Here is a 23,475-nt window from a genome sequence, read left to right on the forward strand (position 1 = left end):
TACCGAAATGAAAGGCGTTAATCTTTCAGGAAGTTGATATTCCGTTTGAGTCCGCTGTACTTGGTTCTTTTCACAGCACTTTTTCTGAAAAGTTCCTGAAACACCTCCTCGGTCAATTCCTCCCACTCCTTTTTAGAATACTGAAGTAGCGCTGGCTTCGGTTGAAACAACGGCTCTCGGTGTGCTTTGCTAAATCGGTTCCAGGGACATACATCTTGGCACACATCGCACCCAAACATCCAGTCGTCCATGTGCCCTGAAAAATCACTTGGAATGCTTTCCTTCAGCTCAATGGTGGCATACGAAATACATTTGCTCCCATCTACTACATAGGGTTGTACGATGGCTTGCGTTGGACAAGCATCAATGCACGCGGTACAACTTCCGCAGTGATCGGTAACCGGGGTATCATATTCTAGTTCCAGATCAATGATCAATTCAGCAATAAAATAAAAGGATCCCGTTTGCTTGGTGAGCACATTGCTGTGTTTTCCCATCCAACCCAGGCCGCTACGTACCGCCCAGGCTTTATCGAGTACGGGAGCCGAATCTACAAACACCCTTCCGTGAACCGCTCCAATCGTTTCCTGAATATAGTGCAGCAAGGTTTTCAGTTTGTCCTTGATCACAAAGTGGTAGTCGGTTCCATAAGCATATTTTGAGATCTTGTAACTATCGTCTCGTTGTTGCTCCTTCGGAAAGTAATTAAGTAACAAGGAAACGACGCTTTTAGCACCGGGAACCAACAGGGTAGGGTCTAATCGCTTATCGAAGTGGTTTTCCATATACCCCATTTCTCCATGGTATTGTTTGTTCAACCAGGCTTCCAAGCGAGGGGCTTCTTCTTCAAGAAATTCGGCCTTGCTCACTCCACAGGATAGAAAACCCAGGCGTTTGGCTTCCTTTTTGATGGCGCTTGTATGTGCGGAGCGATTCGTCACAGCTGATCACGAGGTTGAAATACCAAGTTAGCGTTTTTAGGTTTGAGGGTAATCAGGGGTTGGATCTCGATAGGTCTGGAAACGGGTTCAATTTGAAACCGTTTCATCAGTTGGGCTACCGCAAGAATCATTTCGTACATGGCGAAATTGTTTCCAATACACATACGCGGCCCTGCTCCAAAAGGAAAATAATGGCCTGAATGCGTACGAGCGGTTCGATCTTCAAAACGCTCCGGCCGAAACGTTAGCGGGTCTTCCCAATATGCTGGGTGTCTGTGGATTTCATAAACAGAAAACAACAAACTAGTTCCCGCCTCATAGCGCATATCGTTGCAGGCATCGGCCTCAAGGTTAACGCGGTCGATGAAATAGGCCGGAGGATACAGGCGCATGGCTTCTTCGATGACCATGGGAGTCCACTGCAGTTCTTTTAGTAGTTGTGGGATCTTTTCGGACGTAAGTTGATCGGGTAGTTCTGAAGCTATTTTTTCCTGATAGCGAGGATGACGGGCAAGGAGTTCGGCAATGAAGGTAAGCGCATTGCTCGTTGTTTCATGTCCGGCGACAAATAAGATCAGAATTTCATCCATCAATTGCGCATCATCCATTGCGCTACCATCTTCATATCTCGCATCCAGTAACATATCCAGCAAATCGTCCTGGCGTTGACCGCTTTGACGGCGTTCATGAACGATTCTTTTTAATAGATCACGAGCTTCTCGGACTAGATCGATGTGTTTTTCCAAGGTGCCACTCCAGCGAAACCAAGTGCGCAGATACGGTTGCCGTAACTCGCGCACCAACATTCTTTGTGCAGCTTCGGTGATATGCTGTAACCGATTGATTTCATTGGGGTTGACAGCACCGCTGAATAACGATTTCGCCACCACCTGAAAGGCAAGGTCATTGAAAACGGGAAAAACATCTATTGAAGTTCCAGGCTGGATTTTTGAGAGTTCTTCGGAAATGGTTTGGTGCATGGTTTCCAACAGTGTTACTAACTGCTTCTTATGAAATCCGGGCTGAATTAATTTGCGCTGTTGCTTCCAATGCGCTCCTTCGGCCGTTAACAAGCCATGCCCTACATATTTCGAAAGGTCTCTCGTTTGAATTTCAGATTTGGTGTAGTTCCGTTGGTTTTTCTGAAGCACATATTGAAGAAAATTTGCATCTCTAGAAAAAACGACTTTTTTGTTCCATCCTATAGTGAGTTCGAAGGTATCGCCCAATCGCTCAAAATTAGCGTGATGAAACGGCAACGGGTTTTTTAAAATTTGAAAGGAATGTTTCAGAAACCTAAGAAATGAAACCGTCGGAATGTTAGTAGTGGCCATGTTAGAACAACCCTCCTTGTCCGCCTTGTTTTGTTCTGCCTAAATGTTTATACGCCGCTTCCGTGACCTCTCTACCTCGCGGTGTGCGTACGATAAAGCCTTGTTGGATGAGAAAGGGCTCGTAGACCTCTTCAATCGTTTCTCCACTTTCGGAGACTGCGGTAGCCAGGGTGGTGATACCCACCGGCCCTCCTTTGAATTTATCGATAAGGGTCGTTAAGATCTTGTTGTCCATTTCATCGAGCCCGTGCGCATCGACATGCAGCTGTTTCAACGAAAATTTGGCGATCTCGATATCGATCGTTCCGTTTCCTTTGATTTGTGCAAAATCGCGGACACGTCGCAGCAGGGCGTTGGCGATTCGAGGCGTGCCTCGGCTACGACCAGCAATCTCAATGGCGGCTTCCATACTGATGGGAACATTCAAAATACCCGCGCTCCGTTCTACAATTTGTGTGAGCAGTTCGGTGGTATAATAATTTAAGCGAGAAGAAATTCCGAAGCGGGCTCGCATAGGAGCGGTCAATAATCCCGACCGGGTGGTGGCCCCCACCAGCGTAAACGGATTTAAATTTATCTGCACGGTACGCGCATTCGGTCCTGTCTCGATCATGATATCGATCTTAAAATCTTCCATGGCCGAGTAGAGGTATTCTTCGACAATCGGACTCAGTCGATGTATTTCGTCAATAAACAACACATCGCGTTCTTCTAAATTGGTAAGAAGTCCTGCCAAGTCTCCCGGTTTATCTAACACCGGTCCGGAAGTAACCCGAATATTGACATCCAATTCGTTGGCGAGTATGTGCGCTAAGGTAGTTTTTCCGAGGCCTGGAGGACCGTGAAATAAGGTATGATCGAGCGCTTCTTCTCGCAAATTAGCCGCCTCGACAAACACCTGTAGATTCTCTATGGTTTGATCCTGTCCGGTAAAATCTTCGAAGGATAGCGGGCGTAGCTTTTTTTCCAGATCGAAATCTTGACTAGAAAAGTGATCTCCGGAAGGATCGAGATGTTCGTTCATTTCACAAATATACGAAGCCCTAGAGGGAAACGTAACGCCAGTCCGTAAAAAAAAGGTCATACTAAAAACCGTACAACCTTTTCTCGATAGCCTCCCCAGACTATCAACTAGTATTAAGTGATACTAAAGTAGTGTGAATTTTACCAGAAGACAATAAGTGGAAACACGTAAATTTACTCGTATTCAAACATTTACCAGTTTCCATCTACCTCTTCGAAACCATAGAATACCCACCACCGCTATAAGAATTTCAGCAGCGGTAATGGCCCATAGCACTCCTGAGGCACCCCAGCCCCAGGTAATGGCCGCTACATAGGCCACCGGCAACTGGAAAATCCAAAAACAGAAGAAATTGATGATGGTGGGGGTTCGCGTATTTCCGGCACCATTGAATGCCTGAATGATCACCATACCATAAGCATAGGCCACATATCCTGCAGCGATGATACGAAGGCTCATCGTTCCACTTTCTATTACCGACGTCTCATCACTAAATAACCGCAATATTTCTTCAGCAAATACCAGATAAAACACCGATACGGCAGCCATAAACCAGGCATTGTATTTTCCCGTCTTCCAGACCGAACGTTCCGCTCGCTCGGGTTGCTGGGCGCCCAGGTTCTGACCCACCAGCGTAGCCGCGGCATTGCTCATCCCCCAGGAAGGCATCAATGTGAACATCAATACCCGAATAGCGATGGTATATCCGGCAAGAACTTCGCTTCCGAATTCGGCCATGATCCGCATGAGAAAAACCCAGCTGGACGTACCGATAATAAACTGCCCGATGCCCCCTAGAGAGACCTTAATGAGTTTGAGCATAACCACCAACTGTAGCCTTAGCTCTTTGAATGTGATTTTAATGCGGCTCCAACCGTATAATAGGATCAAAAGCTGAAAAATAACCGCACTACCTCTACCAATCGTCGTAGCAATAGCAGCGCCTTTAACACCATATGCGGGCACCGGACCCCAACCAAAAATGAAAAGCGGGTCTAAAAGAATGTTTAGTATGTTGGAAAAAATAAGGACCCTCATCGCCACGGAAGCATCACCGGCACCTCGAAAGATGGCATTAATGATGAACAGCAGCATAATAGTAACATTGCCTCCCAGTAAGATTTGAGTGTATCCATAACCCTCTGCCACCAGATCTGGAGCTCCTCCCATCAAGCTTAGTATTTGTTTGGGAAAAAGCACACCAACCGCGCTCACCAACACCGCAATGAGCACTCCTAAGTAGATCGCTTGAACCGCCGTTTGTGAGGCAGACACCACCTCTTTCTCTCCAATCCTTCGTGCCACGATTGCGGTAACTCCCATGCTCAACCCGATGGCAAGTGCATAGACTAAGGTGAGCACCGATTCTGTGAGTCCTACGGTGGCAATGGCATTGGCTCCCAGGCTAGATACAAAATAGGCATCCACTAAAAAGAACACCGATTCCATCATCATTTCAAGGACCATAGGAACGGAAAGCAGAAATATAGCACGACGGATACTACCCGTGGTAACATCGGTTTCTTTTCCTCCAATGGCTTTGGGAAGGTGGGTAATAATCTTGCGAAGCAGGTGCATGTGAAGCAGTTAGAACGTGAAGATATAAAAAAACCCTTTCCGTTTTGGAAAGGGTTTGTAATTGATAGGATAAGAATCCTTAGTGGTTCATCTCTTCTTCGTTTTCTTGAAGTGGCAGTGTTTGCGGGATAAAGTCTTGCCCCGGAATCACATAATCGCTTTCGTCTTCATTCAGTTTACTGTAATCATACGCCCAACGATACACATGCGGAATAGGACCGTCCCAGTTTCCGTGGATGTGTTTCACTTCGGCTGTCCATTCTAGTGTATTGGATTTCCATGGGTTTTTAGGACCTCTTTTTCCGTAGAAAATAGAGTAGATAAAGTTCCACAAGAACACTAACTGTACCGCTGCTGTGATAATGGCGAAGATCGTAATCACTACGTTTACGTCCGCTAAATCATCAAAATAAGGAAAGTTCGTATTTGTATAATATCGACGAGGCAATCCGGCCATTCCGATAAAGTGCATGGGGAAGAAAACTCCATACGCTCCGATGGCGGTCACCCAGAAATGTACATAACCCAAATTCTTGTTCATCATTCTGCCCTGGAACATTTTAGGGAACCAATGGTATACTCCGGCGAATAGTCCGTACAACGCCGAAATACCCATTACTAAGTGAAAGTGAGCTACCACGAAATAGGTGTCGTGAACGTTAATATCTAAGGCACTGTCTCCTAAAATAATCCCGGTTAATCCCCCTGTGATAAAGGTTGAAACCAGTCCAATAGAGAACAGCATGGCAGGGTTCATTTGTAAATTTCCCTTCCATAAGGTGGTAATGTAGTTAAATGCTTTTACTGCGGAAGGAATCGCGATAAGTAAGGTGGTAAACGTAAATACCGATCCTAAAAACGGATTCATTCCAGAAATAAACATATGGTGCCCCCATACGATGGTCGATAGGAAGGCAATAGCCAAAATCGAAGCAACCATGGCGCGATACCCAAAAATCGGTTTGCGTGAATTGGTGGCGATAATTTCAGAAGTTATCCCCAAGGCGGGTAGTAAAACGATGTATACCTCAGGGTGTCCTAAGAACCAAAATAAATGCTCAAAAAGTACCGGTGACCCTCCTTGATTGTGCAGGACTTCTCCTGCAATATAAATATCTGAAAGGAAGAATGACGTACCAAAGCTTCGGTCCATGATCAACATCAAAGCAGCACTTAACAGCACCGGGAAGGATACCACCCCGATAACGGCTGTAATGAAGAACGCCCAGATAGTAAGTGGAAGGCGCGTCATAGACATACCCTTTGTTCTGAGGTTAAGAACGGTCACAATATAATTCAATGATCCTAAAAGCGAAGAAGCAATGAAGATTGCCATAGATACCAGCCACAGCGTCATACCCGCTCCCGATCCTGGGATGGCTTGCGGAAGCGCACTTAAAGGTGGGTAGATGGTCCATCCTGCAGAGGCAGGTCCTGCTTCCACGAATAAGGACAACACCATAATAACACTCGACAAGAAGAACAACCAATAGGAGACCATGTTCAGGAATCCGGAGGCCATATCTCGCGCTCCAATTTGCAACGGAATTAGCAAGTTACTGAAGGTACCACTAAGCCCGGCAGTTAATACAAAGAATACCATGATGGTTCCGTGAATGGTTACCAACGCGAGGTATACGCTGGGGTCCATAACTCCTCCTTCGGCCCATTTTCCAAGGAAAATCTCGAAAATGGTGAATGGTTCTTCCGGCCATGCCAGTTGCATTCGGAACAGAATAGACATTGCAATACCAATAATTCCCATGAACAATCCTGTAATGAGGTATTGCTTCGAGATCATTTTGTGATCCTGACTAAAGATATATTTGGTAATGAAGGTCTCCTTGTGATGATGTCCGTGATCATCGTGGTGATCTACTGCTGGTGCATGTGCTTGTGCTGACATAATCTCTTTTCGCTAATTTTTTATTATTGTTTCAATGCTTCGGCCAGGGTTGCTTGTTCGGCAATCCACGCGTCGTACTCTTCTTGTGTTTCAACAATGATCTTCATCTGCATATTGTAGTGGTTGTTTCCACAGATCTTGTTACACAATAAAAGATAATCAAATTCATACGGATCTAAGGTCTCTTCTCCTTTTGCCGCAAGCTCTTTACTGTTCTCTCTTCTAATTTCGTTAATTCTTCTCACCTTATCTACTACTTCGTCATTCATACGCATTTCTTCGGTAGTGATCGTTGGGGTGAAGGAAAATTGTGTGATCATTCCAGGGACACAGTTCATTTGCGCACGGAAATGTGGCATGTAAGCCGAGTGTAATACATCTTGAGAGCGCATTTTGAAGAGCACTTTACGTCCTACCGGCAAATGTAGCTCGTTTACCACAACATCATCTTGTGCGTAGGGATCGGAGGCGTCTACACCCAATTGATTCACGCCCTCAATCAAACGTACGTTTGCTTCGCCCAGGGTATTGTCTTCTCCGCCGTAGCGCGCCCGCCAGTCGAATTGATAGGCGTACAATTCAACGATCATGGGGTCATCGTCTGTATTCACGTCCATGATATCAGTCCATGTAAATAATCCGTAGATAATTAAACCCGCTAATACAATTACAGGGATGATAGTCCATATAAACTCTAATCGGTCATTATCGGCATAGAAGGTGGCGCGTTGTGTTTTCTTTCCGCGGTATTTAAAGGCAAAATAGTGCAGCAACCACTGGGTAATGATTCCCACTACGAAAATCAGCACCATCGAAATCAACATCAGCTGATCGGTCTCCACCCCATGCTCTGAAGCGGATTCTGGCAAGAGCACATCTCCCCATTTCCAGAAAGAAATGATCGAAAGCAGGTAGATAAAAAGTACAAAGCCCATCATCAACCAACCATTGATATTGTTGTCTTTATCAGAAGCTACTTCGGAAGCATTGTCTGCCGGCCCGGTCTTCGACATTTCAAATATCTTACTCATTTGCCAGACAGCAACTCCAAAAAGAATGATTACTAATACTACTAAAAATGCGGTCATCTTATTAGACTTCTAAAGTTTTAATTAATAATGAAAATGCTTGCTTTCCTTCACGAACGGATTGTGTTTTGCAAGTAACGGAGCTTTGGTAAGCGCTGTAAACACTACAAGAACAAACAAGCCGAAAAAGAACAGAAGCGATCCAATTTCAGGTATACCGATAAACCATGAGGTTCCAACAGTGGCCGGCATGACCATATTAAATACGTCGATATAGTGTCCTAAAAGGATTACGATACCCGTCATCACAACGAACCAGTTTACCCGTTTGTAATCACTGTTCATAAGTAATAATACTGGGAAGATAAAGTTCATCGCTAACATTCCGAAGAAGGGTAATTTGTAATCTTCGATACGTGTCACGAAGTAGGTTACCTCTTCAGGTATATTAGAGTACCAGATCAACATAAATTGTGAGAACCATAGGTAGGTCCAAAAAATGCTAAATCCAAACATGAATTTGGCTAAATCGTGAATATGACTGTCGTTCACATATTCTAAATACCCTTGTGATTTCAATACAATGGTTACCATGGCAATCACCGTGATGGCACAAACCATCATTCCTGCGAACACATACCATCCGAAGAGTGTCGAGAACCAGTGTGGATCGAAACTCATGATCCAGTCCCAAGACATCATTGATTCGGTAACAATAAAGAACACTAGGAAACCAGCCGACATCTTGAAGTTCTTTTTGAAATAACGACTGTCTTCTGCGGTATCATCGGCGAGCGAATTTCTTCTTGAGAAATAACGATACAAGTTCCATCCAATTAGAAAGATCGCGGCACGGATTAAAAAGAAAGGCCCGTTCAAATAACCACTCTTCCCAGCGATGATACTATCGTATTTCGGACTGTCTGGGTTTACCAGGTCGGTATCCATCCAATGGAAGATATGATTGACGTGAAATACAGATAATAACAATAAGACGAAAATAATGACAGACGCTACCGGTAGATAGGCTGTAATTCCTTCCATGACCCGAAACAATACGGGAGACCAACCTGCCTGTGCGGCATATTGAATGGCGTAGAAGGCAAGCGTTCCTAATGCGATCATGAAGAAAAAGAAAGAGGCGATGTACAACGCAGACCAGGGACGGTTTTGCATTTGATGCAGGGTGTGTTCATAGTGCGCATCTTCATTATCGTGAGCCGTCTCGCCGTGAGTTCCTTCGTGGGCTCCGGCAGCGACATCATGACTCGCGTTTTCTGATTCGTGGGTTGTTTCATGTCCACCCCCATGGCCATCACCATGTGCTGCCATCATTTCTTTAACCTCTTCGGTAGTGGAAGGCGCTGTGATGAAACCAATTCCCATACCAAGGGCCCCGATTACCATAAAAATAATCGCAAATAGTTTCAGTTTACTGGGTAGCGTATACATATCTAAGCTATTCTCTTTATACGTTAATTCGTTTCGTTTAGGGACATGGTGTCCGGCTCGGCATTCGTTTCAGTATTGGCAACTTCTCCCTCCACGGTAGTCTTTACTGTGGCGGTTGAATCGGTGGCAGACTGAGGAGTCAATTCGGGTTCTCCTTTCAGCGCAGCTTTCAAGTTCAATACATGTTGCGTTATTTGCCAACGCTCTAATTCGTTCGTCTGTGAGGCATAGGACCCCATGGTGTTTAACCCGTACATCTGTACGTGGTAGATACTACCTTCTGTAATATTTCTTCCCGGATCGTCGTAGCTCGGAATCCCTAAAAACTTCTCACGCTGTGCTAAAATTCCCTGCCCGTCACCTTTATCTCCATGACAAACAGCACAATAGATAGTATATAATTGGGCCCCGGCTGCCAGGTTTTCTTCGGTTACGGGTAGCGGACTCGTCAGTTCGGCGCGTGCTCGTTCCAATCCTTCCGTAGAATTTTCGTAATCATAAGGACGCCATCCCCGAGGAATTGTGCCTTCTGGTGGCAGCATGGCTTCCTGTTGATCTTCAAAGATCGAATACTCACCATATGTTTCATACCCAACAGGCGCATACATATTAGGCATGTACTGATAGTTTGGGTCTGATTCGTTAAAGCAAGAAACCAATAGTAACGCGACTCCAAAGGCTAGCGATATAGGAATGAGTTTCTTCATATTAATGATCTTCATCGTTTTCAATTAAACTGATTTCTAGCGCACCGGTGTCGTACAAGAACTTCGATAGCTTTTCGACATCTTCATGACCAGCATCGACAGCCATCAAGAAGTGGTCATCAGTGGTTCGTACATCCGGATTTTCTGCTTTTTTAAACGGCCATAGTTTGCTTCGCATATAAAACGTAATCACCATGAGGTGTGCCGCAAAAAATACGGTGAGCTCAAACATAATGGGCACAAAAGCCGGCATATTTTCGATATAACTAAAACTTGGTTTACCACCTATGTCTTGAGGCCAGTCTTTGATCATGATAAAATTCATCATCACGATAGCAACACTTAGTCCCACCAAACCGTACATGAAAGAGGTGATTGCAATGCGTGTTGGCGCTAAGCCCATCACCTTGTCTAGTCCGTGTACCGGAAAAGGCGTATACACTTCTTCAATATGATAACGAGCTTCCCGAGTTTGCTTAACGGCCTGCATTAAGATATCGTCGTCGTTATAGATAGCGTGAATCATTCTTGATGCCATACTATGCGTTATTTTTAAGTTTAGCGGCTTGTCCCGCCCAGTCATCGCGTTTTGCACGACCGGGGAATTCACCGATAATTTCATCTAATAGATCGTAATCTGCTTCGGTCATTTTACTCACCTGATCGAAGGTGTAGATTCCCAACTGATGTAGCTTTTGTTCCATGACAGGACCTACACCACTAATTTTCTTAAGGTCATCAGGCGACTGTGTTGCCGCATCATAATGCCCAATTCGATCTAGCATCAAATCTACTTGCTCCTTCTGATAGTCGTTCGTGATAAGTGCATCGGCATATACTCCGTCTACATCTTCATCGGTATCCACTTCATCCAAATGGGTAGTATTGGAAGCTGGTTCGCGAACGATTGGAGAATAGTGCTTCACATCATCTCCGTGTTCTGCACGTAATTTCTTGTATTTACTTCCGGAAGATTTTAAAATCGACTTCACCTCTGCCTGAGCAATTACCGGGAAGGTACGTGAATACAACAGGAACAGAACAAAGAAGAACCCTATGGTTCCAATAAAAATTCCGATATCCACAAAAGTAGGTGAGAACATCGTCCACGACGACGGCAAGTAGTCACGGTGTAGTGAGGTTACGATAATAACGAAACGCTCGAACCACATTCCAATATTTACGACAATCGAAATAAAGAACGAGAACATAATACTGGTTCGCAATTTCTTAAACCACATGAACTGTGGTGAGAACACGTTACAGGTCATCATCGACCAGTAGGCCCACCAATACGGTCCCGTGGCTCGATTCAAGAAGGCATATTGTTCGTACTCTACTCCCGAATACCAGGCAATGAACAGCTCGGTGATATAGGCTACCCCTACAATAGAACCGGTGATCATGATCACGATGTTCATTAATTCGATATGCTGAATAGTAATATAGTTTTCAAGGTTGGAAACCTTACGCATAATGATCAACAGGGTATTTACCATGGCAAATCCTGAAAAGATCGCTCCCGCAACAAAGTACGGTGGGAAGATGGTGGTATGCCATCCTGGAATTACCGACGTAGCAAAGTCGAAGGATACAATGGTGTGTACCGAAAGTACCAGCGGTGTCGCCAATCCGGCCAACACCAATGAAACTTCTTCAAAACGCTGCCAATCTTTCGCACGCCCACTCCAACCAAAGGAAAGAATACTATACACTCTCTTAGTAAACGGTGTAATCGCCCGGTCCCGAATCATAGCGAAATCAGGTAATAAACCTGTCCACCAGAATACTAAGGAGACAGAAAGATAGGTCGAGATCGCAAATACGTCCCAAAGGAGAGGCGAGTTAAAGTTCACCCACAGCGAACCAAATTGGTTCGGGATGGGAAGTACCCAATAGGCTAACCAAGGACGCCCCATGTGGATAATCGGGAACAATCCTGCCTGAATTACTGAGAAGATGGTCATCGCTTCCGCAGATCGGTTGATCGCCATTCTCCATTTTTGACGGAAGAGTAATAATACCGCCGAGATCAGGGTTCCCGCGTGACCAATACCTACCCACCAAACGAAGTTGGTAATATCCCACGCCCAGTTAACGGTTCGGTTCAGTCCCCAAACCCCAATTCCTGTGGAAATGGTGTAGATGATACATCCCAATCCCCACAAAAATGCAACCAGAGCGATGGTAAAGACGATCCACCATGATTTATTGGCTTTTCCTTCCACAGGTGCCGCCACGTCCACGGTGACATCGTGGTAGGTCTTATCGCCTGTAACTAAGGGTCTTCTAATAGGTGCTTCGTAATGCGACGCCATATCTATATAATCTATTTCTTAGTTAGTTTATGCTTCGTTTGTGTTTCGAACTTTTGCGTGATAGAACACGTTAGGTTCGGTTCCCACCGCCTCTAACAAATGGTACATTCTATCGCTTTGCTTCAATTCGTGAACTTCACTTTCGGTATCATTAATGTCTCCAAAAACGATGGCACCCGTTTCACAGGCCGCCGAACACGCGGTTTGGAATTTCGCGTCCTCTACCGGTTTTCCGGCTCGTTTCGCATCCAAAATTGATTTTTGCGTCATTTGAATACACATCGAACATTTTTCCATCACTCCACGAGAACGTACCACTACGTCTGGATTCAATACCATACGTCCTAAATCGTTGTTCATATGGAAATCGAATTCATCGTTTTCAGCATATAAGAACCAGTTGAAACGACGCACTTTATACGGACAGTTATTTGCGCAATAGCGCGTCCCTACACAGCGGTTGTACGCCATATGGTTTTGTCCTTGTCGTCCGTGACTGGTTGCAGCCACTGGACATACCGTTTCACACGGTGCGTGGTTACAATGCTGACACATGACCGGTTGAAACGCCACCTGTGGATTCGCAGACGGATTTTCCATCTCTCCATATTCCGACAGCGAACTTCCAAGTCCGGAAATATTTTCTTTCTTTTCGTTGTCTCCAGCGAAGGATTCTTCACTAGAGTAATATCTGTCAATACGCAGCCAGTGCATATCACGGCTTCTACGCATCTCTTCTTTTCCTACAACAGGAACGTTATTTTCAGCATGACAAGCAATAACGCAGGCACCACATCCAGTACATGCATTTAAGTCGATGGAAAGATTAAAATGGTGTCCCACCGAACGATCAAACTCATCCCACAAATCGGCATCGGGAGACGTCACAGGAATTTCCTGATGGTCTTTAGATACTTCCGGAACGGGATTCCAGTCGTGCTTGTTCTTGGTGTTAAAAATTTCGAGGGTCGTTTCTTTAATAATGTCACGTCCCATCATCGTATTGTGCAACTGTACGCAGGCAAATTCGTGCACCCCAGAAACTTTCTCAAGGGTCACTCCCCCTTGTACCGCACTAAAATTGTTGTACAAACGGAATCCGTTTACGCCGGTTTGCATTTCTTTTTGCAAGCCTTCTTCACGACCATAACCCAAGGCCAAACCAATGGATCCCTTCGCTTGTCCTGGCTGAATAAGAACAGGTACCTTTTCGATCGTTACTCCATTCATGCTGATATTCACATAGTCTCCGTTCAATCCACCATCCGCTACATTGTAATTTTCAAGCCCCATGGCATCTGCATCCGACTTAGAAATGGTAACGTAATTATCCCAGGAAGTACGAGTAATTGGATCTGGTAATTCTTGTAACCAAGGGTTATTAGCCTGACGCCCGTCACCCAATCCGGTTTTGGTATATAAGGTAAGTTCCATTCCGTTAGACTGACTATTGAAAGCCATAGCCCCGTTGGAAGTGGAAGACTCTAATTCAAATTCGTTTGCGGCAGTCGTTTCAGCATCACCGGTAAGCGTTGCATCACTTTCTACCACCCCATCGTGCACGACTTGGTTCCAGGAAGTTCCGTTTAATACGGTTCCTTCCATATATTCCTTTAAATAATCGTAGTAATTGACGTTATTTCGACCTGTCCAATTAAGAAGGCACTGTTGGAATTGACGGGTATCAAATAATGGCTTAATCGTAGGCTGCATCACACTGAAGGTTCCTTTCTTCAGCTGTACATCACCCCAAGATTCTAAGTAATGCGGTACGGCAGCTACAAGTTTTGCTGCGGAAGCCGTAGCGTCAGGATTCATGGCGAATGCTAACGACATGTTCAGGTTTTTATACGCCTCGGCAAATTCAGCATTCGGGAACGAATATACAGGATCTACACCCACGGTGATCAATCCTTTTACCGCTCCTGAAATTACGCCATCCATCACGCGCTTTACTTCTCTGGTGTTCCCCATTGCCGTCATCCGTGGCTTGGCAGCATCCATCACCGATTTACCGTCGTTGTAATTGAGGGCCATCGTTTGTGCTTCTACGGAAGGAATGCCAGTAATCACGACACCATTACCACCGGCTTTTTGCAGTTGCGCTTTCGCCTTGGTTACGGCAGCGGCTACATTTTCGGGTAAACCGGAAGTGCTTCCGCCCGTTAACGCTTTTAATACTTGTAATTGCTGTGAAGGTGTTACGGGAACACGCACATCAGCATTGGCTCCAGATAAGGTCATGTTCGCCTCGAACTGGAAGTGTTTGCTCATCTTTCCATTCTTCGGAATGCGGCCCTTGGCATATCCGGCTTCATAACCACCCCCTTGCCAGTCTCCGATAAAATCAGCTCCAACAGACACGATAACTTCGGCCTTGCTGAAATCGTAATCAGCTAATCCTCTTGTTCCGTATTTATTCTGAAAGGCATCCAATGCTTCCGAAGAAGAAACCGAATCATAGATAACGTGCCGTACATTTGGATAGCGCGTAGTGAATTCTTGAATTAACTTTGAAGTAGAGGGTGAAGCAAACGTTTGTGTTAACAACACAATATCTTGCCCACTCATTTCATTCATTTTCTGAGCGACCGCGGCATCTAATTCTTCCCAACTGGCATCGGCGCCATCGACCTTCGGGTTTTGGAGTCGGTTTTTGTCGTACATAGACAGTACCGAAGCATGCACTCGTGCATTGACAGCCCCACCGTTCTTCGCAAGATCATTACGCTCGATTTTAATCGGTCGCCCTTCGCGGGTTTTCACCAACACATTGGCAAAATCAAATCCGTCTGCCATGGTGGTGGCATAATAGTTTGCCACACCCGGAACGATCTCATCCGGCGCTACCACGTAGGGTATCGATTTGATCACAGGACCTTCACACGCTGCCAGAGAAGCAGCTGCGGTAGAGAATCCTACATATTTTAAGAAATCACGACGTGTGGTTGAAGAAGCGGATAGATTTTCCTTATTCCCAAGGAAATCATCAGTCGGGATTGGTTGTGCAAATTCATTTTGCTGCAACGTCTCCATGATCGAACTGTTCTCGTTCAGTTCTTCAACACTTTTCCAGTATTTCTTGTTTGAAGCCATATTGCTATCTGAAAATTTATTCATTCAATGTTAGTAGTGACACTTTCCGCATTCCAAACCACCCATCTGCGCGGCTGTCACTTGATCCACTCCATATTTCTTAGCCAATTCGGCGTGGATCTTTTCATAATATTCGTTTCCTGCCATGTTCACGTTGGTCTCGCGGTGACAGTTGATACACCATCCCATGGTAAGTGGTGAATGCTGACGCATAATCTCCATCTCCTCTACCGGACCGTGACATTTCTGACACTCAATTCCGGCAACGGTAACGTGTTGCGAGTGATTGAAATAAGCAAAATCAGGTAAGTTGTGGATACGCACCCACTTCACCGGTTTTTCCTCCCCGGTATAGGATTGTGTTGCTTCATCCCACCCTACAGCAGCGTACAATTTTTGGATTTCTCCGTCGTAGAACTCTTTGGTGTATCCTAATTCCGGATCGAGCTCGCCATTGTATTCGGCGATGTTCTTGTGACAGTTCATACACACGTTCAAGGAAGGAATTCCCGAGTGCTTGCTTTTGCGCGCGGAACTGTGGCAGTAGTTACAATCAATTTGATTGGCACCTGCGTGAATTTTATGTGAATAGTGAATGGGCTGTACCGGCGCGTAGCCTTGATCCACACCCACCTGCATTAAGTAACCGTATCCAAAATAACCCGCAGCAAGCAACAAAAAGATAGACGTTACCAGTACCAAGAATTGGTTTTGAGCGAATGCTTTCCAAAGGGGCGTACGCGCTGGTTTTTCTGGATAGACCACTCCGTTGGATTCTGCGATGCGCTTTAAGGTTTTGGTTACCAAGAAGAGCATCACCACCAACATCACGAATACCAGGGCCAAAACCCCTAGTATTACGTTGTTGGAAACGCCTGAACCACCACCCCCACCTGGGCCGGTAGCAACTTCTACCTGGGTAGGTTCGGGTTTTGGGGTGTAGGTATACGCAATAATATTATCAATATCCTCATTGCTTAATTGAGGAAATGCCGTCATTACCGACTGGTTGTATTCTTCAAAGATCGCCACCGCTTGCGAATCTCCCGATTGAATTAGCTCCTGACTGTTTTTAATCCAGCTATACAACCATTCGCGGTCGTACTTGTCGCCCACTCCAAAAAGAGCGGGTCCGGTAGCGCGCTTGTACAACTTGTGACAGGCAGCACAATTGGCTTTGAACAAGGCCTCTCCTGCGGCAGCATCCCCTACGCCGTCGGCTGCCGGCGTTTCTGTAGCCGTAGTTTCGGCTTCATCGGCAGTATCTTGTGCGATAGCTGGGTTTGAAAAAATTAGCGTGACCGCCAATAAGAGTAACGAGAGTGGAGAAGATAGATTTCTTAAGTTCACCTTTAGCATACTAGATGGTTAATTGTTCTCTATACGTTGGCGTTTAATTTGTTAGTGTATTCGCTTCGGAAATCACCGATTTAAACGCCACAAATAACTGTGCAAAAGTACAGCATAAAGATGATTTTAGAAATCCAAATAAACTGTTAACAACCAATTTATATCAATTCTAAATAATAAAAATCGTCGTTCTCGAGTTAATATGCCATACCTTTGTAAAAAGTAATTCGAACAATGCGATTTCAATATACCTTAAATATTCTGCTTATCAGTATTTTACTGGTCTTTTCTGCGGAAACCGTGCTCGCGCAGCGGGCTACAGTGACGGTGCAACAGGACGAAAAAATTTCGGAACTGCTAACACTGAAAAAGGAATTAGAGAAGGAAAACAAACTTTCCTCCAATTATACTATTCAGTTGTATTATGGAGAATTGGGTCAGGCCAACGCCATCATGCGACGCTATCGTGCTCGCTTTGGAAGCTGGCCTGCGTCTATAGAATACGAAACCCCAAATTACAAAGTATGGGTGGGCAATTTCAGTGAACGTCTAGAGGCCGATCGCGCCTTGATGCAGATCAAGGAACAGTTCTCTTCCGCGTTCATTCTGAAGCCCAATAAGTAATCCGCTAACCCCATAAAAAAAGCCTCTTTTTCAAGAGGCTTTTTTAGTTTCTATAGGCCAGGGTTACAGCTTTTTCTTCACTGCCACTTCCTGAAAGGCTTCGATGATGTCGCCTTCTTTTATATCGTTGTAATTCTTCACCTGCATTCCGCAGTCGTATCCTTTAGACACTTCTTTCACATCGTCTTTAAAACGTTTTAGGGAAGCAAGTTCTCCGGTATACACCACAACCCCTTCACGAATAAGTCGCACCCCACTGCTGCGGTAGATCTTACCGCTGGTGACCATACATCCTGCGATGGTTCCAATCTTCGAAATCTTGAAGGTTTCGCGGATCTCTGCCGTTCCGGTAACTTCTTCTTTCATTTCAGGAGACAACATTCCTTCCATCGCATCTTTCAGATCGTTGATGGCGTCATAGATGATAGAGTAGGTTCGGATATCGATCTCTTCTTTATCAGCGATCTGACGGGCGTTCCCCATGGGTCGCACATTAAATCCGATAATAATCGCGTCGGAAGCCGAAGCCAATAATACATCACTTTCGGTGATCGCACCTACTCCTTTGTGAATGATATTAACCTGAATTTCTTCCGTAGAGAGTTTTAGGAAAGAATCCGTTAACGCTTCTACCGAACCGTCCACATCCCCTTTAAGGATGATATTCAGTTCTTTAAATTCACCAAGGGCGATACGTCTACCAATCTCATCAAGCGTGATATGGCGTTGTGTACGAACCGATTGTTCACGTTGCAATTGGGTACGCTTGTTCGCAATATCTTTCGCTTCTCTTTCGTCTGTAAAGACATTGAACTTATCCCCGGCCTGCGGCGCTCCGTCCAATCCGAGTATACTCACCGGTGTGGAAGGTCCTGCAGCCTTTACGTTTTTACCGCGTTCGTCCTGCATGGCCTTTACCTTTCCGCTATGCTGACCCGCCAAGACGTAATCCCCAATTTTCAAGGTTCCAGACTGCACCAAAATAGTTGATACATATCCACGCCCTTTATCAAGGAAGGCTTCTACAACCGTTCCGTAGGCGTCACGCTTCGGATTTGCTTTCAGCTCTAACAATTCGGCTTCCAGCAATACTTTCTCTAGCAATTCGTTCACACCCTCTCCGGTTTTCGCGGAAATGTCATGCGACTGAATTTTACCGCCCCAATCTTCTACAAGTAAATTCATACCTGCCAATCCTTCTTTGATCTTCTCAGGATTTGCGGTGGGTTTATCAATTTTGTTGATGGCAAATACAATAGGTACACCGGCTGCTTGGGCGTGTGAGATCGCTTCTTTGGTTTGCGGCATGATATCGTCATCCGCAGCCACAACGATAATGGCTAAGTCGGTTACCTGTGCCCCACGAGCACGCATGGCCGTAAAGGCCTCGTGACCCGGGGTATCTAGGAAGGCAATTTTTTGACCATTTTCCAGGGTCACTCCATAGGCACCAATGTGCTGAGTGATCCCTCCAGATTCACCTGCAATTACATTCTCTTCCCGAATGTAATCCAGTAGCGAAGTTTTACCGTGGTCAACGTGTCCCATTACGGTCACGATAGGTGCGCGTGGCGCTAAATCTTCGGGTGCATCTTCCTCATCCTGGATAGCTTCCTCAATATCGGCTGTGACGAATTCGACTTCGTAGCCAAATTCTTCCGCAACGATGGTAAGGGTTTCCGCATCCAAACGCTGGTTCATGGTTACCATCATTCCTAACGACATACAGGCAGAAATAACTTTCGTTACCGGTACGTCCATCATGGTCGCTATTTCACTTACGGTAACAAACTCGGTTACTTTCAGCAATTTGCTGTCCAGCTCTTGTTGTGCCTGTTCTTCCTCCGTCTTTTGTCGGTGAGAATCTCGTTTCTCACGACGGTATTTGGCACCTTTTCCTTTGGAAGATTTCCCTTGAAGTTTCTCGAGGGTCTCCCGTACTTGTCTTTGTACTTCTTCCTCGCTAGGCTCTTCTTTGGGGGTATTTCTTCTTCGGCCTCGGTTGTCTTTGTAATTGCCCTTCGACTTAGAAGGTTCTTTACTGATGCGACGACGACGACCGCGTTTTTCTTTATTGGCGTCCTTTTTGTCCTTTTTCTTCCGTTCCGGTTTTTTGAACTTATCCAGATCAATTTTTTCACCGGTAAAGTTGGGACCGTCTAATTTCTTATAGTTAGTAGTAACCTTGTCGGAAGCATCTTCCTTCTTCTCGGCATCCTTCTCCTTTTTCTCTTCCTTGGCCTCCGCCGGTTTCGAATCGCTTGTTTCTTTTTTCGCAGGCGTTTCTTTTTTCTTTTTGGCTTTCGGTGCCGCTTCTTTTTTCTTCTCGGGCGCTTCTTTCTTCTCGGCTACCTTTTCTTCTTTTTCAGCAGGTTTTTCTTCCGGAGTTTCCGACTTTTCTTGCTTCTTGTCGCCCCCTAAATCGATCTTCCCAACTTGTTTTGGACCATCCAATTTAGCTTCCGCTTTAATTACTTTAGAGGCTTCGGCTTTTTCCTTTTCTTCCTGCTCTTTTTCGCGGGCCAAACGCAATTCTTCTTTCTCTTTGCGCTTTTCCTCACCCACTTCTTTGGAAGCTACCTTTTTGCTCTTATCGGTTTGAAATTCCTCAAACAGCACTTGGTATTCTTCCCCAGAAATTTTAGTGGTAGGGCGCGCATCCACCTCGTATCCTTTAGAACTTAAAAATTCTACGGCACGATCTAGTGAGATATTGAATTCACGCAATACCTTGCTAAGCCTCATTGTTTTTACTTCAGCCATAAATAGGGTCTCTCCTTTTTTCTGCTTATAATCGAGTGTAAAAGTAAGTAAACTTTGTACTACTCTTCAAATTCTTCTTTTAATATACTAATTACTTCCCGAATGGTTTCTTCTTCCAAATCGGTTCTGCTCACCAAATCGGCTACCTCTTGTTCCAACACACTTTTCGCAGTGTCTAGTCCGATTTTATGAAATTCAGCAATAATCCAGTCTTCGATTTCATCTGAGAATTCTTTCAATTCTACATCTTCTTCCGCACCTTCGCGCAATACATCGATTTCATATCCGGTTAACTGTCCGGCCAAACGAATGTTATGTCCGCCACGACCAATCGCTTTCGACACTTCTTCCGGTTTCAAGATCACTTCAGCCCGCTTGGTTTCCTCATTCAATTTGATGGAGGTTACTTTCGCCGGACTCAAGGCGCGGGTAATGAACAAGTTGATGTTATTGGTATAATTGATCACATCGATGTTCTCATTTCCTAATTCGCGGACGATCCCGTGAATTCGGCTTCCTTTCATCCCAACACAAGCGCCAACCGGATCGATACGATCGTCGTAAGAATCGACCGCTACTTTTGCCTTTTCACCTGGAATACGAACTACTTTCTTCACCGTGATCAAGCCATCAAATACTTCTGGAATTTCTTGCTCGAACAATTTCTCCAAGAATAAAGGATGGGCGCGCGACATGAGGATCGCAGGCTTGTTTCCTTTCAGTTCCACGCTTTCGATGATTCCACGAACATTATCTCCTTTTCGGAAAAAGTCGGATGGAATCTGACGGTCTTTAGGCAGGATGATCTCGTTTCCTTCATCATCCAACAAGATCACGGCACGGTGACGGATGTGGTGTACTTCCGCTGTGTAAATTTCTCCTTCGAGCTCTTTAAACTGCTTGTAAATATTTGTGTTATCGTGTTCGTGAATTTTAGAGATCAAATTCTGACGCAACGCCAAAATCGACCGACGACCTAAGTGCGATAATTTTACCTCTTCCGAAACATCTTCTCCTACTTCAAAATCATCTTCAATCTTCCTAGCTTCCGTTAACGAAATTTGTTCGTTAGGATCTTCCACATCACCATCGGCCACAACGATACGGTTTCTCCAAATTTCCAAATCCCCTTTGTCGGGGTTAATGATAATATCGAAGTTATCGTCGCTTCCGTATTTCTTCTTCAGGGCATTTCTGAAAACATCTTCCAAGATTGCCATGAGAGTTACCCGGTCAATGAGCTTATCATCTTTAAATTCCGAAAAGGAATCGATCAGCGCTAAATTTTCCATGTCACGTTTTGCTATTAATTAAATGTTACCATCACTTTGGCTTCCAGTATGTCGGAATAAGAAACAATCGCTTCTTTTTCAACGGTGTGTTTTCCTTTCCCAACGGGCTTCGGTTCGCGTGCTTTCCATTGAAGTGTAATTGTCGCATCATCTGCTTCAACCAACGTACCTTCAATTGTTTCTGCCTCGGTTTTTACTTTCAATTTGCGCCCTACGTTCTTAACGTACTGTCGCATCATCTGCAAAGGCTCTGAAACACCGGCAGATAGTACTTCCAGAGAAAAATCGGTTTCTTCCCGATCGAGCTGATGCTCGATGGCCCGACTAATATCAATACAATCCTGAACGGTTACGCCCTGATCTCCATCAATAATTACTTTGATCTGATGGGCGGGGGAAATGCTCAATTCAATCAAGAATAACCCCTCTTTTTCATCGAGGGCATCCTGTAAGAGTTTTTCCACTTTTTCACGCATAAAAACTAAGCTATAAAAAGAGGGGACTTTTCGTCCCCTCAACTGGTTGCTTCATAAATTCGCTGCAAATATAGCACTTTTTTTGAGATTCTAAAAGCAATCGCCGTGCGAAATAATTTCGTACTTTAAAGGTATTGAAATCGCTAACCTCCCTCTCCATGAAAAAAATACTCGTGCCTACCGACTTTTCTCCACAGGCGGAAAACGCGCTAAAGGTAGCCGTTGACATCGCTATCAAAGGAGACGCCGAACTGTACTTACTACATTCCGTTGAAATGCCACTACATCTCGCCAATAGCGGTGATACCGGTTCGCTGCCGGAAGCGCTGTATTTCATTAAATTGGCGGAAAAGAAATTTGAAACCTTACTCAAAGAACCCTATCTCAGCAAGGTCGTATTACACGAAGCGATTGGGCACGGTGAAATATATAACGATATTAAAGAAACCGTGGCAACCAATGATATCGACCTCATTGTCATGGGCTCTCACGGAGCCAGTGGTTTTAAGGAAATGTTCATTGGTAGCAATACCGAAAAAGTGGTGCGTACCTCCAACATTCCCGTACTGGTCATCAAGAACGAACATGCAGGGTTCGACGTAGCCGATTTTGTGTTTGCAACCGACTTTACCGAGGAATGTCAGGAACCGTTTGAAGCGGCCCGATCATTTGCTCAGTTCGCCGGTGCGAAGATTCATTTGTTGTATGTCAATACGCCTAGCGGCTTTAAAACCACTAGCGAGACCTATTCACTCATGCAAAAATTCGTGTCGCATGTTCCAGAGCAAGAATATACGCTTAACATCTACAACGACTATTCGGTAGAGAAAGGGATTTTAGCCTTCGCTCGTGATCATGAAGCACAACTTATTGGGATTAGCACACACGGAAGAAAAGGCCTGAGCCATTTTTTTAACGGCAGTATTAGTGAAGACATGGTAAACCACGCCAAAATGCCGGTAATTACGTTCAAAATTCCGTGATGCGTAGTTGCTATGTAATCCTTGGATGCCTATTAATCGGCTGTGGTACGCCACAGAAAAACCCATCCACTTCAGAAGCCGAAGATGAAAAGGTCATTATTTCTTCGGAACCTCGTATCGAAATTCCTGAAGAAGAACCTGCTGTACCCAATGGGGCCGTAACTGCCACCTTCAATCCAAACACCGCATCGTATTACGCCTACATTAAAAAAATCGACATGCGCCGAGGTGAAACCACCATCGCCTTCGAGAACAATAATGCGCCTCCCTTGATCATTCCAAAAACATACGGAGCAAGTCTTGAAGTACTTCGCTTTCCGGAATTTGAAAGCGACTTACTTCTTGTAACCGCGCAACTAAAAGACCCTATTTTCAACAAATATTTCTTATACATCTTAAAAGAAGGGAGCTGGCAGCCTGTAGTTAACGGTTTTGCTCTACACAAAAGTCATGTAAGTGATACGTTGGTCCCCATCATGGTAGACCCCGAAAAGCCCGGCTATATGTTTCGGTATTATTCGGTGTTCGATCTGGATGAAGAAAGTGAGTTAGGGTATACATGGCGACTCTTCAACGAAAGTATTCCCATTCAAAATCAATAAT

Annotated in this window: 18 protein-coding genes; 3 read left to right on the top strand and 15 right to left on the bottom strand. The window is 44.9% G+C overall.

Annotation, left to right across the window (positions count from 1 at the left end; genetic code table 11):
• Nucleotides 1-17: 17 nt before the first annotated feature.
• The 12 genes from queG to PO830_RS06060 form a co-directional block, all read right to left on the bottom strand.
• Nucleotides 18-941 carry a tRNA epoxyqueuosine(34) reductase QueG gene (gene queG, locus PO830_RS06005; RefSeq protein ID WP_272852632.1) on the bottom strand — a complete coding sequence of 308 codons (924 nt, stop codon included), beginning with the start codon at nucleotides 939-941 and terminating at the stop codon, nucleotides 18-20.
• Complete coding sequence (locus tag PO830_RS06010; RefSeq protein WP_272852633.1) at nucleotides 938-2,275, bottom strand: cytochrome P450; 1,338 nt, start codon at nucleotides 2,273-2,275, stop codon at nucleotides 938-940. Before PO830_RS06010 ends, queG begins: the two co-directional genes overlap by 4 nt.
• 1 nt (nucleotide 2,276) lies before the next feature.
• Nucleotides 2,277-3,299, bottom strand: a complete 1,023-nt coding sequence (ruvB, locus tag PO830_RS06015) for a Holliday junction branch migration DNA helicase RuvB (RefSeq protein WP_272852634.1) — start codon at nucleotides 3,297-3,299, stop codon at nucleotides 2,277-2,279.
• Nucleotides 3,300-3,482: 183 nt separating this feature from the next.
• Nucleotides 3,483-4,877 (bottom strand): MATE family efflux transporter, encoded by a 1,395-nt coding sequence (locus PO830_RS06020; RefSeq protein WP_272852635.1) that lies wholly within the window; start codon nucleotides 4,875-4,877, stop codon nucleotides 3,483-3,485.
• Between the two features lie 79 nt (nucleotides 4,878-4,956).
• Nucleotides 4,957-6,783 carry a cytochrome c oxidase subunit I gene (locus tag PO830_RS06025; protein WP_272852636.1) on the bottom strand — a complete coding sequence of 609 codons (1,827 nt, stop codon included), beginning with the start codon at nucleotides 6,781-6,783 and terminating at the stop codon, nucleotides 4,957-4,959.
• A 23-nt stretch (nucleotides 6,784-6,806) separates the two neighbouring features.
• A complete protein-coding gene (locus PO830_RS06030; protein ID WP_272852637.1) occupies nucleotides 6,807-7,871 on the bottom strand; it encodes a cytochrome c oxidase subunit II in 1,065 nt (354 codons plus the stop codon).
• A 24-nt stretch (nucleotides 7,872-7,895) separates the two neighbouring features.
• Nucleotides 7,896-9,263 carry a quinol:cytochrome C oxidoreductase gene (locus PO830_RS06035; protein ID WP_272852638.1) on the bottom strand — a complete coding sequence of 456 codons (1,368 nt, stop codon included), beginning with the start codon at nucleotides 9,261-9,263 and terminating at the stop codon, nucleotides 7,896-7,898.
• Between the two features lie 23 nt (nucleotides 9,264-9,286).
• Nucleotides 9,287-9,970 carry a c-type cytochrome gene (locus PO830_RS06040; RefSeq protein ID WP_272852639.1) on the bottom strand — a complete coding sequence of 228 codons (684 nt, stop codon included), beginning with the start codon at nucleotides 9,968-9,970 and terminating at the stop codon, nucleotides 9,287-9,289.
• Nucleotide 9,971: 1 nt separating this feature from the next.
• On the bottom strand, nucleotides 9,972-10,508 hold the full coding sequence (locus PO830_RS06045; RefSeq protein ID WP_272852640.1) for a DUF3341 domain-containing protein: 537 nt from the start codon (nucleotides 10,506-10,508) through the stop codon (nucleotides 9,972-9,974).
• Nucleotide 10,509: 1 nt separating this feature from the next.
• A complete protein-coding gene (nrfD, locus tag PO830_RS06050; RefSeq protein ID WP_272852641.1) occupies nucleotides 10,510-12,288 on the bottom strand; it encodes an NrfD/PsrC family molybdoenzyme membrane anchor subunit in 1,779 nt (592 codons plus the stop codon).
• A 27-nt stretch (nucleotides 12,289-12,315) separates the two neighbouring features.
• The gene (locus PO830_RS06055; RefSeq protein WP_272852883.1) at nucleotides 12,316-15,384 is read right to left on the bottom strand and encodes a TAT-variant-translocated molybdopterin oxidoreductase; all 3,069 of its coding nucleotides are present in this window, start codon (nucleotides 15,382-15,384) and stop codon (nucleotides 12,316-12,318) included.
• Nucleotides 15,385-15,414: 30 nt separating this feature from the next.
• Nucleotides 15,415-16,743: a c-type cytochrome gene (locus PO830_RS06060; protein WP_272852642.1), complete on the bottom strand. Its 1,329-nt coding sequence runs from the start codon at nucleotides 16,741-16,743 to the stop codon at nucleotides 15,415-15,417.
• A 225-nt stretch (nucleotides 16,744-16,968) separates the two neighbouring features.
• Between PO830_RS06060 and PO830_RS06065 the strand changes: the two genes are divergently transcribed.
• Nucleotides 16,969-17,358 carry an SPOR domain-containing protein gene (locus tag PO830_RS06065; RefSeq protein WP_272852643.1) on the top strand — a complete coding sequence of 130 codons (390 nt, stop codon included), beginning with the start codon at nucleotides 16,969-16,971 and terminating at the stop codon, nucleotides 17,356-17,358.
• A 63-nt stretch (nucleotides 17,359-17,421) separates the two neighbouring features.
• Here PO830_RS06065 and infB read toward each other — a convergent pair whose 3' ends face one another.
• The 3 genes from infB to rimP are packed head-to-tail and all read right to left on the bottom strand — an operon-like array spanning nucleotide 17,422 to nucleotide 21,889.
• The gene (infB, locus tag PO830_RS06070; protein WP_272852644.1) at nucleotides 17,422-20,121 is read right to left on the bottom strand and encodes a translation initiation factor IF-2; all 2,700 of its coding nucleotides are present in this window, start codon (nucleotides 20,119-20,121) and stop codon (nucleotides 17,422-17,424) included.
• Between the two features lie 59 nt (nucleotides 20,122-20,180).
• Nucleotides 20,181-21,413 (bottom strand): transcription termination factor NusA, encoded by a 1,233-nt coding sequence (nusA, locus tag PO830_RS06075; RefSeq protein ID WP_272852645.1) that lies wholly within the window; start codon nucleotides 21,411-21,413, stop codon nucleotides 20,181-20,183.
• Nucleotides 21,414-21,427: 14 nt separating this feature from the next.
• Complete coding sequence (gene rimP / locus PO830_RS06080; protein ID WP_272852646.1) at nucleotides 21,428-21,889, bottom strand: ribosome assembly cofactor RimP; 462 nt, start codon at nucleotides 21,887-21,889, stop codon at nucleotides 21,428-21,430.
• Nucleotides 21,890-22,047: 158 nt separating this feature from the next.
• On the opposite strand from rimP, the gene PO830_RS06085 reads away from it, so the two are divergent.
• Nucleotides 22,048-22,872 carry a universal stress protein gene (locus tag PO830_RS06085; RefSeq protein ID WP_272852647.1) on the top strand — a complete coding sequence of 275 codons (825 nt, stop codon included), beginning with the start codon at nucleotides 22,048-22,050 and terminating at the stop codon, nucleotides 22,870-22,872.
• On the top strand, nucleotides 22,872-23,474 hold the full coding sequence (locus tag PO830_RS06090) for a hypothetical protein (RefSeq protein ID WP_272852648.1): 603 nt from the start codon (nucleotides 22,872-22,874) through the stop codon (nucleotides 23,472-23,474). The genes PO830_RS06085 and PO830_RS06090 overlap by 1 nt, the downstream gene beginning before the upstream one ends.
• Nucleotide 23,475 lies beyond the last annotated feature (1 nt).

The organism is Altibacter sp. HG106 (assembly GCF_028561755.1).
Taxonomy (GTDB): domain Bacteria; phylum Bacteroidota; class Bacteroidia; order Flavobacteriales; family Flavobacteriaceae; genus DFVG01.